Raw genomic sequence first — 12,506 nt, 5'->3', positions numbered from 1 at the left:
AATTGTGGGTTTAGGATTGTTTATTAGTGAGTTTATTAAAGTTTAAAACCATTGCCTTTGATTATTATCAGTTATTATAAATGGTCTTTCATTACCATTAGGATGGTCTGAAACTAAAAGTAGCAGGGCGTTTTTAGGTTGGTTTGGCACCAGCATACTTTTTGTAGAAAAGGTAGCTTTCATTTTTCCAGATAGCTTCCAGGCATTATCCCAGTAAAATAATTTATATACATAACCGGGATGGAAGGATATGTATTTGTCCTGCTCATTAATTGTAATGATCCTTTTGTTAGCGATATCTGGCTTTAAAACTGTAGTATGGTGGTAACCCTGAGCAATTGGATAACCTGCCGCTTTTATCTTACCATTTTGATAAAACGCTGGCAAATAAACTACTCCTTTGCTCATGTTATTAAAAGTGACCGAATGCTTTTTAACTTTCCCCCACCAGGCAGCATTCCAGCTTAAATTATTAAAGACACAAGCATAGGCAACCTTATTCCCGACAACTGCATTGAATAATTGTGCTTCAACATTACACGTTTGCCAGTACTGATCTGTTATATCAATGTAATTAAGGTCACGCATAAAACCCGGCGGGATATGTTTAGCATCTTCAAATTGGGCCAATACACTGGGTTGCTTTGAGTATGTTATCCGAAGTACTTTAGAAGGTTCTCTTTGCAATTCATTATTAAAGGCAGGAATTCTGGATACATCAAATTGAATAGGATGCATTTTTTCATCAAATACGCTGTTTATAGAATGATTGCTGGAAGATGTTGCCCAATAAGGGACGATATTTAGAGAAACAGGAATACCCTGAGAGCGGAACGTGAAAACTTCCAGATCGGCAATATCCTCACACGGCCCTTCTTTCCTTGCTAATAACTGTAAGGCACCTAACCGTGGTAATGGATCTTTACGTTGCGCTTTACCCCAAGTACTGCTGAACCAACTATTATAATCCGATGATACCTCAGGCAGTGCAGCCTGAATATTGATCTTTTTTGAAAATTCAGTAATGAAATTGAATTTTTTCTGATAGATACTTCGCCAATCCTGCAAAGGCTCTACACTCACCCGGTAAGGTAGTATATATTCGCAAAAATCTTTGAAAGGGATGTTTTTTGCCGCTCCATTCTTCCATACCTTAAATGCACTTTTAACATTTTCAATTAGAAAATCTGCTTTTATACTATTAATGTCTTTGTAGGTTACAGGCACAGGATGAATTTTGGGTATTTTGCTTTTAAGCTGATTGAATGCCTGAACCGCTAACTTAAAATCCGGATAGTCTAATTCATTATAAGCTATTTTTTTGTTATCCCCATCAGCCCAGTAATAATCAACTGAATAATGGATATCCATATTGGATATTAAAAAGTATATGGCTTTAAGCTTTAAAGGATCGCCAGTTTTCTTACAATATGATATTACTTTTTCAAGTTCTGCCCTATTTTTACCGGCTTTTGCCAAAACGGTTTTAACTGAACTGGGATAAGTACCCGATTGCTGGGCAAAACCGACTCTACAGAGTATAATAAACAATAACAGTAAATATCTCTTCATATTAGTTGTTGAAATTTTGTTGGGAATTAAAACCATATTTGGGAATTAACGGTATATTCAGTCTTTTAAGCAAGGAGATAGCGAGGTATTTATAGCGGCTGACCTGGGCTGATGGTATCTTAGGGTTCATGGCGATTATACTTTGTGCAATGGTTACAGCCGCCGTGGTATCTCCCGATTTCAGATAAACTTCTGTTAAAGCTGCTCTGGGTGCAAAATGCATTGGCTCCAGGTAGGCAGCTTCCTGATATTCATTTATTGCTTGTTGATATTGTCCAAGTTTTTGATAACAAAGGCCGGTTTCCATAAATAGTCTTGATTCCGTAGTCAGGGTTTTTGCTTTAGTTAGTATCGGTAAAGCTTCTGTATATTTCCTTGCGGCAACCAATGTGTATCCATAATTCTTCCAAAAGCTTTCATAATGAGAAAGTGTTGGTGCCAGGGAAGGCAGTATTTTTAATGCTGCATCAGCATGATGGTTTAAAGTCAGAGTATAAGCTTTGCGGTTTTGCATATCAGCAAAAGCTATTTTAAACTGTGCTATGCTGGTATATATTCCTGCTAATAACAGCAATACTCCACAAGAATATTTCAGATAAACTTTTCGGTGATTGAAGGCACTTAATAAAGAATAGGAGTTTGAACTTACGACTAAGGGGCTACTAATCAGCATAGCCGCATATATTATAAATAAGCACATGACCGGCTCAGCTTGAACAGTAAAATTCATAATGGACATAATTACAAAACAAATAATGCCTGAGTAGGCTGCTATAAGAGGATCAAGCGGATAGCCGGTAACCGGATCTGATGGGGATAGTGTTCTCATTTTCTCATTTTGATCTGCATTTACCTTAAATATCTTTAATGGAACTGAGAGGAAAGAAATAACAACGGCCGCAAATAGTAACAATCCAGGAATCCCTCCTTCTACTCCATTCTGTAAGAACTCATTATAAGCCATATTCACCATTCCGGCATTTTGAATCTCATCCGGGTTGGCATTTCCTTCTTTGATATAGTTTGCCTGGGCAAGGTTATATCGTTGTTTAAAACTGCCATAACCGACCCCGGTCATCGGCTTATCATCTAACATGAGCAATGACACTTTCCAGATCAGCTTTCTACCATCGGCAGATGCTTTTTTTGCGTTATAAAGACTAATAGTTAATGGAATGGCAAGCGCAATAATTACAAACGTAACCAGCAAGGCAAGTGCCTTGAATCGATGGTCTTTAAAATAGGTTAAAAGGTTATATTTTAGCTGCAAGAATATACCAGTGGCGATAAGTGCACCAATAATAGCTGTCCGGCAGTGAAGCAATAACATGGCAATAACCACGATTGCAATGACAATCAAAAATATTTTCCTTTTCATCCCTTTATTTCCAAAGCAGAAGGATATTCCACCAGGTAATGACATTGCCAGAAACATCGCGGTTACATTAGGATTTTCTGAAGTCCCGGTCACTAAAAAGAAGTTATTGTTACTCATAACCCAATGCTCATACTGAGTAATGCACACCAGAGATTCTAAAAAAGCCAATATCAGTATCCATATGAATACCTTATTTAACTTAAAGCTGTCAGAAGAAAATAAGGTAGTAGCGGAAAAAAGCAAAAGAAGATTAGTGAGTGCATAGACGGATGTATAATTAAACCCTTGTTTAGAATATACATTGCCAATAATATATAAGGTATAAAAAAGAAATAAAATGAAAGGTGTTTTTGATGGCATTCGCAACCCTATCTTTTTGCTGAAAATCAGAAGACAACCGGTAACACTTACTAAAAATGCAGATGATAGAAGATAAGCATAAAAGCCACCTAAAGAAGAGTAATAAAACCAATCACTGGTTATTAATGCACCGCCAATAATAAGTATAATAAGCAAATAAGAAAACCGAACAAGGTGAAACATAGGTAGTATACAGTTTACTAATTCGTCTATTAATTAAAACCCATTTAGTGAGCAGCCCAATAATTGTATTTTTTTATGCACCAATTTTTGTAATCGGCGGCGACGTAGGATAATACTTTGTTGACACCAAGTACCCTTACACTATCATCGCCCCATTTGTATTTTCTTGATATACAGAGCGCCAGTTTTGTATAGGCTCGACACTTACCCGGTATGGCAAAATGTATTCGCAAAAATCCGCGAAAGGTATATTTTTTGTGATCGACCCGCGCCAAGCCTGAAAGGCTTTTTCGATGTTATCAATTAAATAATCAGCCTTAATATTTTCAATATCTGGTAAAACAACCTGTTGTGCATTAATACCAGGTGCTTTACTCTTAATCTCTTCCAATGCATGAACTGCCATATCATAGTCAGGATAAGCAAATTCACTATATTTAATTTTTTTGCCAGCATTATCAGTCAGGTAATAATCAACTGAGTAATGGATGTCCGTGTTGGCTATTAAAAAGTAAACAGCTTTTAACTTTAATGGATCTTTGCTCCTTTTAAAGTATAGGATTGCTTTTTCAAGTTGAGCGCGATTGGATCCTGCTTTTGCCAGCACCGATTCTACATTTAGGGGATAACCGTGTGTTTTTTCCTGACCATAACAATAACTGGAAATAAATAATATAAAAATAAATATTTTCTTCATATGGTGTTTTGCCCTAGTTCTTCGCTCCACATTGCTTTCACTTGAAAGCAGAACAATTTTGAACCCGGCTAAATATTAATTGGTTTATTTTTCGATTAGCTGCGGTCAAAAATATATCTATATTTGAATACCTAAGGGGGTCAAATTGGCCAAATAGAGGCGTCAAATTGAGTAAAGTTGAATATCGGTTGTCTGGTAAAAAAGCACTTTTGTTCATTGGTTTTTTTGTGTGTAACTTAAAACTACCAATAAAGGGAGGCATTTAGATGCTTCCCTTGCTTTTTCGATCTTTACCGGACAGTAATAGTTTTATAACTTCGACCTACAATGTATTAAGCTTCCAGCTTAATAAAATTGCCCGGGGTATACGCTCTTAGTTACAAAGAATAATGAAAAATAAGAAACCAATACATAACGAGCAACCCCTAACTCCCCGATACATTTTCTAATTAATAGCTGTATTATAACGATGTCATTCGATTTAAAATGGACCCCTACTGTTGGGTTACCAAGGAGAAAGGCAGGGAGGGCTTACAGCCACGCTAATACCCTACGCTGACTCTTTATTTGGTAAAGCCCTATATGGATGCCAATGGTAACTACGGCAATCAATTGAGCGCAGTAACCGATGCAGCTAATAATACCAACACTTTACGTACTTATGCTTACGATTTGAATGGTAACGAAACAAGCGATGGTAATACCACAAGCGCTAATGGCGGCAGGAAAAACATTAGTTATAACCTACTTAATAATCCAGCGATACATCAAAAGCCCGGGCGACCTTTTTAGCTGCATCAATTGATGGCACGGCCTCTTGGTTGACCATAAACCGCACTTACTTTTGAGCATAAAAATCAATATCCTGCATTAGCCGGAATCTGAATATCTTATTATTCACCTATTCATATCCTTACTTTACAGTAGTAATAGCCCGCTGGTAGCCCATAGCCCCGTGCAGATCGGTACCCTGCATGATGACGGTGTACCGGGCAGGTTTATCGGCACTGTAAAAGGATATGGTTGCGCGGCCTGCCGTATCTGTAACGATGTGCGGTTTCCAGTGAATGGTGGAACGCACATCGGTACCGTTGGGCTTGTCTTTTACGGTATATCGAGGCCGGTAAAACTGTTTGGGCATTGAAAAGGGCAAGGGTTTATAAACGTATATCCCCGGTGTTTTCTTTAAAACAGGCCCTGCACCTGAGCGTGTAGTGATCTCTATGAACGCCCATTGAGATACAAAATCCCTTGGGTCCAGATATTGGCTATAACTACTGGTGTAATGCTCACTGGCAATCACTTCAATGCCTTTAATATCTTCGGCAGTGTAATAATCCAGATAGTCTTTTACATATTGATAATAGTCATCCATAGAGCGTTGGTAACGCTCCAGCGGCATACCGTCAAAAAGGAACACTATTTTTCTATCTTTAATCATATAATACATTGGCATCGGAGGACTTGCAGGCTTTAGACTCCAAAAACCAAAAACATTATAGCCTGCCACTTTTTCTTCCAGCAGATCGCCGAGGGTTTTTTTGCCGGCTTTTTCCATGGCTTTTTCATCCAGCACCTGGTCAGCCTCGCCCGGTCCGTTTAGGTTGTGAGAGCCTTTGATAATTTTTTTGCTGACGATGTTCACCTGCTTAAGTACCCGTCCCAGGCCATCCATTTTATCCCTTACCGCCTGTTTGGCCTGAATGCTATTCAAGTTCTGTAGCATTGCCGTATCGGTGTTAAGGTACCAGGGCCGCTGCAATATAGCGGTTTGGGCAAAAACGGGAGGCGTAAATTCGTCTACCTCTATCCCTATATTAAAGCTTTTTCCATGCTTGTTGAAGGCTTGTATAAAAAAAGAGGCGGTGTCGACCGGTGAAAAGCCTCTAAAGGTAAAACGGCCATCGTTTCCTGTAAGCGTATTAAGCAGCAGATGTGGTTTTTTAGACAACAGCCTGATCTCTGAATTTGCAACTGGTTTATTAAAAATATTGGTCACCTTACCATGGATGGCAAACTCAGGTTCAGCGGCAAAGGCCGACGGTTTTACTGGACCGTAAATTTGTTCCCAATTATACCCTACCCAACCCTGGGTGAGCAGGAGGTTATCAAGCGCCGCGGCAGTTTCGGGACTGGGATAATCAAAATAATAATTAGGATCTTCGATAGTACCTTTCAGGCAGGAGCTAAGCAGGATATTACTCATTAAATTATCTGCATTACTGTCGCATTTCACTTGGCTATCATCGGTTACAGCGAGTGAGAAAAAGCCGCGAACGGGCTGTCCTTTCCGGTCGGTCACCTGTAGTTTCAGGGCAATGCTGTCGTGCGGGGCATAGGTGGTACGGTCTGATCTGATATAAAGCTGTAGCTGGTCGTGCTGGTCAATGTATATCATGCGTTCGTTCAGCGGCCGTTTGTCGGTACTTAACAGAGTAAAACGGGCAACTCCAGTTGGGAATAACGACCGGACTATAGTTTTTTTGATAATTCCCTTATTAAAAACGATGAGCGCGCCATAGCAAACCATGTTACGTGCCTGGCCGAGCAGATAAAAGCTATTGCCCCGTTTTGCCAGATCATTTGTGGCCGTGATGCTTACTTCCAACGAATCAGCATCTTTTGACCTTATCTGCAAGTGGGTACCCGTGGATTTTACGCCGGGCAGCGGATAGCTCTTTCGGCCGCCCCCAGGCAGATCAACCATGGCCGAATAACTCTCGTCAATTTCAGGCGTTAAGTAAAAAGCGCCCATTCCCTTATGTGTCGATTTTAAACCCGTGATCAGTTGCTGTTTATTGTTGTATATTTTTCCTTCAATTTCCACACTTCTTCCATCCTCGCCAATAGCTTTGAAACCTATAAGCGTCGGCAAACCAGCTACCAGGTTACCGCCTTCGGGCATAAACTGCAGGTCGACTTTTTCAGGGCGGTTAATGGCCACAGGCAAGAGCCACTGACGGGCATTCTCTTTTTTATTGATCTCCTGAGCTTGGATCATCAGTTTTCGGGTATCCATTTTGGCAGAAAGGGCATAGCTAAGGCTGATCTGCCCGTCAAATGATGTTGATGCCTTGAAGCGATAAAGCCTGCGTTTGCCTTCCAGTACATTCAGCTGCATATCCTGTAACAGCACAGGGTGTTTGTTAACGCCGGTAAAAAGCAGGCTGGTCATGATGCTGTCTTTCGGGCCCGATGTTACCTGTTTGTTGCGGATGCCTACCAGCAAGGGATCGTTGGTGAGCGAGGTAATGTACAACTGCTTTTTAAACACGTAGTCCTCGCCGAAATTGCGCATCCAGTTGGTATAGGCGCGCAGGGTATAGCTTCCGTCGGGGATGTCTTCGGGGTTTAAGGCGATATTGCCCCAACTCAGGCCCGATGATACAGGGGCCATTATTCTTTTTACACACTTATTGTCTAAGTCGTCCAACTCAATGTAGAGCAGGCCACTACGTGTGGACGGTGTCAGGTAGTCGCCATTGAGCAGATAAGCCTTGAACCAGATGGTATCGCCCGAGGCATAGTTTGGCTTGTCGAGGTGCAGGAACAGTTTTTCCACAGGTAATTTGCTTTGCAGGGTGTCCATAGCCGATACGATGTCTTTGAGCTTAGGCTGCGCTTGCGCGAAGGTCATTAGGCACTGCAAAAACAGAACAAAAAAGAATAGCTGCTTTAAATGGTTCATCACTTCGTGCTTTTTATCTTTATCATTTGCCTGATGCTTCCAATATTTCCATTCATATCGCTGCCTTCAACGGTTAGGGTATAACTGCCGGGGATGTCGGCGGCATAAAAGGATACTAAAGCTTTTCCTTCTTTATCTGTAATAATATCCGGCGCCCAGTATATGGTGGAACGGGTATCGGTGCCTATACCTGTATTGTTGGTTTTTATTGTATACCGGGGGCTGTAAAATTGTTTGGGCAGCGCTATAGGCCAGGGGCGATAAACGTACATTCCATTGGTTTGGTGTTCGGCAGTCCACCTAATCTCATTAGCGCTAACATCAATATACTGAGGGGTAGTATGTACCAGGTAATCACGGCCTGACATCGTGTTAATGTTCATAATTGCGTAGACTTCGTTAGGGCGGTCATTGTAAGTTACCTGGATCCTTCTTATTTTTTTCGCCGGATAAAGTTCAAAACCTTTTTTGACAAAACCGGGAGACTCTACCGCCTGGGCATTTATTTCGATAAGATCGAAATAAATAATCAAATAATTTTTATTGATCATAAAAGTCTCTGTTGGGGATACAGTATATTGAGTAGGGAAGCCTTTCCCTACATGTAAGCCTTTTGCCCGTTGTCGCAACAATTGATAAAGGCTAATATCTCCCATCTTCCTGATATCCTCTTCTTCCAGCACCTGGTCCGCATTCCCGTTGAGCTCCCAATTTCTAATCGATTTTGCTTCTTTCTCCCTTATCGTTATTTCTTTATCCTTTATCGATACCGCGTTCAATGAGAACAGACGTTCATTCAATGCTGCTTTATCCTTATGCCTCCAATAAGCCAGCATAGCCGTATCACAGTTAACATACCAGGGCATTATCCGGTTGCCACGGGAAGGGTTATAGATGAGCGGCTTTATTTCGTCCGCGAATACCCTGCACTCAGTAAACTTCGATCCGTTTGCCTTGGTCGCATTAATCCTAAACCACGATCCGTTCGCGGGCACCCCCGTAAACACAAAATTACCCCGGCTATCACTATTGGTATTGGCTTTGTATATGGGTCTTTCTGATAGTAAACTTAGTTTTGCCCCGGTCAGGGGTTTATAATCTCCATCCATTACCCTGCCCGTGATCCAGGTTTCACTTTGGGCTGTGTATTTGGGGACTGGCAAATTGAATACATCTTTCCAGTCGTAACCCGTCCAGCCCTGGGTCAGCAGCAAATTGTCCAATGCCTGCCAGCGTTGCGGGTCGCTGCTGTTCTGGTAATAGCCCGGCTCTTCTACCGTCCCCTTTAAATCTGCCGTCAACAGCATATTGGTGATGATGCTGTTATGGCAGGCCGTGTCCGCCCTTACCTGCGAATCATCAGTTACCGAAAGGGAAAAACTCCCCTGTACCGGCCTGCCATCTTTATCTTTAACTTGTATAGATAGCGCTATGCTGTCCCGTACGCAGTATGCTTGTTTATCCGGCGTGATTTTTACTTTAAGGTTATCCTGATGGTCAATATAAATAACGCGCTCGTTCAGCGGCAACTTGTCTTTGTTCAATAGCGTAAAGCGGGCTATTCCGCCCGGGAAAAGGTTTTTGTTTAAAACGCTGCGGTTTATCCCTTCTTTAAGATTAATGGTAGCGGCATAGCAAACAATGCCCCTTGATTGCCCCATTAAGTAATAAGCGTCGTTTGACTGAATTATCTCCGCGCTGGCGCTGACCTTTATCATTATGGAATCTCTATGCCCAGGATTTTCAATGCTTAGTTGTGTTCCGCTTAGTTTTACTTCGGGTAAGGGATAGCTTTTAAAGCTTCCTTCGGGGCTTATAAGTTTTGCCGTATAATGTTCTCCCGCTTGGGGTGTTATTTCAAAGCTGCCCATACCTTTATGCAGGCTCTTAAAACGGCATATTTCTTTATCCCCGCTGTCATATATCTTTCCTGCCACGTCTGTTCCTTTGCCATCTTCGCCAATGGCTTTAAAGCCTATTTTACACATTAGCCCGGCTACTATGGCGCCCCCTTCGGGTAAAAACTGGAGATCGGTGTTCGTCGCCCGGTTTAGGGGTACCGGGATGACGATTTTCCGATTGCCCGCTCCTTTTAGCAGGTCCGTAACGGTGACGCTTAGTTTTTTAGCTACAGTATTAGGCGGAAGACCGAAACTTATATCCATTGTACCATCCGCCAGCGTATGCCCGGTTTGCCGGTATAGTTCCTGCCTGCCATCGCTAACCTTTATTTCCACTTCCCTTAAGCCGAGCGTTTCGCGATTGGGTTTCCGCAATTGCAGGCGCATATTAAGCCGCTCAGCGCCCGCTTCGGACAGTAAGCGGGTTTGTACATCAATCAGCCAGCTCTCCGAGGCTGCAGGGCCGATATGGAATTGTTTAATGAATACATAGTCCTCACCAAAGTTCCGCATCCAGTTGGTAAAGGCGGTTAGGGTATAGCTTCCTTCGGGGAAGCTATTTTCATCCAATATAATTTGCCCTCGGCTAAGGCCGGCCGCTACCGGGAAACGCCAGTGCCTCACCATGGTATTGCTGTCGCTCTCTAATTCTACATACAAAAATGCGCTCTGTGCCGATGCGGAAAGATAGGCAGCATTGAATAAATAGGCTTTAAACCAAAGCGTATCTCCCTTAAAATAGCTTGATTTGTCGGTTTGTAAATAAACTTTCTCTATAGGTAGCTTGCTTTGCAGGGTATCCATAGCCGATACAATGTCTTTGAGCTTAGGCTGCGCTTGCGCGAAGCTCATTAGGCACTGCAAAAACAAAACAAAAAAGAATAATGGCTTTAAGCGTTTCATTATGGGTGTTATAAATAGGTATAGCAATCATTAAAAATGATTGCTAAATTGGTTGTATTATCTATGGATGTTTTTAATATTACGCATAAAAAATAAATAATCCTTGTTCCGGCAAGGTTTCTTACAAACCAAAAATTCTATTGGTAATATTTGCTGATAACAATAGCAAAATATTCATCTGTCTTTTCCGGTAATTCTTTTAGCGGGATAAATACCTGCGATGCTTTCATATCCTTGCCCAATACAAACCATGAATAGCGATATATACTCCCCAGGCTGCAATAAGTATGATTGGCAGGGTGAAAAAGCCGGCTCTAATATAAAACAATACCCCGCCAAAAGAATAAGAAGTGATGCGCTCATAGTGTAAAGATGGTATACCGTTAAGGACGAGTAAATAAAAAATCCCTTGACATTGATGAGCGTGTACGAGATCATTAAAACCAGGTGAACCATGAAAACAAGCTTCATTACTGGCTTCAATGTATAAATGTTGCTCGTTTTTTGAATCATTGTACGTTTAAAAGCACATTAAATTATTGAACATAAGACCTCTATAGTCCTACCTATGATTTTTTCAAAAAACTTTAAATTATATTAATTAGCACAAATTATTACTCGTGTAGGCGATTTACTAAATCAATTTAGTAAAAGTATATATTAGAAATTGTAAAACAAATTTTTTTAATAGTATTTATTATTTTATGAAATATCGGCACCGTATTGTCAAACAGGATTTTTTAACATAGATTCATTAACATAGGTAAGAAATAGAATACATGCCAGTATGTTCAAATGCTATTATAGCTTTTGTCAGATCAGAAATTTTACCATGTTTTTTCACCATGCTAAAAGAAATGCAAAACCTTTTTCGTTGTTGCTAAACGTTTTAGAAACATAATTAAATGTAAGTGGGCATCAATAGTAAGCTTTGATACCTCCACACCAATAAACGTGTGGTATTTCATGTTGAATAATTAATTGATGTACCCAGACTAAAACCTTTATAAGACCTTATGTCTAAAATTCTAATTTGTCATTGACATCAACTTGCGACTCGGAATAGGGACTAATACGAAGCATCGGTCGTTAACCTGGGCCTTGACTTGGTTCAGCCCATTCTTTGTCAACAAAGTAATTGGTTGTTAATATTTACACAATGAATCTAATTGACCTGAAACAGGGACTAATACGGCCATAGGTCTCTAGCCTAGGCCTTGACTTGGTTCACCCTATTCCTTGCCATTTAGTTCATTACTTTCAACCTTAACACAAAAAAATGTTGGTCAAAAAGGAAAAAAAGCAAAAAAAAGGTGTGGAAATATGGAAAACTCTACCGAGTTTACCACATTCCCACACCTCAAAAACAACAATCTTTTTATTAATGATTTCATTCTGCTAATCTAAAGGTTGCTTAACAGTTGAATAAGTAATGGTGGGTTCTTGACTCGCAGGACATATAGCATGATGGTAAAAAAAGTAGTCTTGTGGTCTTAAAAAATGCCTTTTTTTATTCAAAAACATTCATTATATTTGTATAACGAGTTCATTGACTATCACTTATACGGATAAATAGGCTTCAAAAGCCACCAAACAAAAGCACATTATATGTGCCCGATTCGGTGCCCGTTCCTATTTATTTTCGATATAAAGTACTGAATATTATAGATTTAAATGGCCGGATAATCATCCTGCCATCCCGACTAAAGCGATACCAATCGAGGTCAAAAACCCGCAAATCACACTGATTTGCGGGTTTTTTGTTTTAATTCCACCCAAAAAACACCAATCAATATCAAAGAAGATGTGAGCAATTGCGTGAGT

General features: G+C 40.6%; 6 protein-coding genes. 1 reads left to right on the top strand and 5 read right to left on the bottom strand.

Annotation, left to right across the window (positions count from 1 at the left end):
* Positions 1-42: 42 nt before the first annotated feature.
* From ABIN91_RS23165 to ABIN91_RS23155, 3 genes are all read right to left on the bottom strand, one after another.
* The gene (locus ABIN91_RS23165; protein WP_348054001.1) at positions 43-1,479 is read right to left on the bottom strand and encodes a hypothetical protein; all 1,437 of its coding nucleotides are present in this window, start codon (positions 1,477-1,479) and stop codon (positions 43-45) included.
* 94 nt (positions 1,480-1,573) lie between these two features.
* Positions 1,574-3,493 carry an O-antigen ligase family protein gene (locus ABIN91_RS23160; RefSeq protein ID WP_348054000.1) on the bottom strand — a complete coding sequence of 640 codons (1,920 nt, stop codon included), beginning with the start codon at positions 3,491-3,493 and terminating at the stop codon, positions 1,574-1,576.
* A 136-nt stretch (positions 3,494-3,629) separates the two neighbouring features.
* Positions 3,630-4,190, bottom strand: a complete 561-nt coding sequence (locus tag ABIN91_RS23155) for a hypothetical protein (RefSeq protein WP_348053999.1) — start codon at positions 4,188-4,190, stop codon at positions 3,630-3,632.
* A gap of 567 nt (positions 4,191-4,757) precedes the next feature.
* Here ABIN91_RS23155 and ABIN91_RS23150 point away from each other — a divergent pair.
* Positions 4,758-4,982: a hypothetical protein gene (locus tag ABIN91_RS23150; protein ID WP_348053998.1), complete on the top strand. Its 225-nt coding sequence runs from the start codon at positions 4,758-4,760 to the stop codon at positions 4,980-4,982.
* Between the two features lie 121 nt (positions 4,983-5,103).
* Here the strand turns inward: ABIN91_RS23150 and ABIN91_RS23145 are convergent, their stop codons facing one another.
* Together ABIN91_RS23145 and ABIN91_RS23140 are read right to left on the bottom strand one after the other, a co-directional pair.
* Positions 5,104-7,878, bottom strand: coding sequence for a hypothetical protein (locus ABIN91_RS23145; protein WP_348053997.1), 2,775 nt, complete (start codon positions 7,876-7,878; stop codon positions 5,104-5,106).
* The gene (locus ABIN91_RS23140) at positions 7,878-10,682 is read right to left on the bottom strand and encodes a hypothetical protein (protein ID WP_348053996.1); all 2,805 of its coding nucleotides are present in this window, start codon (positions 10,680-10,682) and stop codon (positions 7,878-7,880) included. The genes ABIN91_RS23145 and ABIN91_RS23140 overlap by 1 nt, the downstream gene beginning before the upstream one ends.
* Positions 10,683-12,506 lie beyond the last annotated feature (1,824 nt).

The sequence above is a fragment of the Mucilaginibacter sp. genome, assembly GCF_039921305.1.
Classification (GTDB): domain Bacteria; phylum Bacteroidota; class Bacteroidia; order Sphingobacteriales; family Sphingobacteriaceae; genus Mucilaginibacter.
This window is presented reverse-complemented; position numbering and strand designations above follow the sequence as displayed.

Bases quoted from the DNA above. Each gene is read 5' to 3' on its own strand.
- ABIN91_RS23155 (WP_348053999.1), bottom strand. From the start codon at position 4,190: ATGAAGAAAATATTTATTTTTATATTATTTATTTCCAGTTATTGTTAT.
- ABIN91_RS23160 (WP_348054000.1), bottom strand. From the start codon at position 3,493: ATGTTTCACCTTGTTCGGTTTTCTTATTTGCTTATTATACTTATTATT.
- ABIN91_RS23145 (WP_348053997.1), bottom strand. From the start codon at position 7,878: ATGAACCATTTAAAGCAGCTATTCTTTTTTGTTCTGTTTTTGCAGTGC.
- ABIN91_RS23140 (WP_348053996.1), bottom strand. From the start codon at position 10,682: ATGAAACGCTTAAAGCCATTATTCTTTTTTGTTTTGTTTTTGCAGTGC.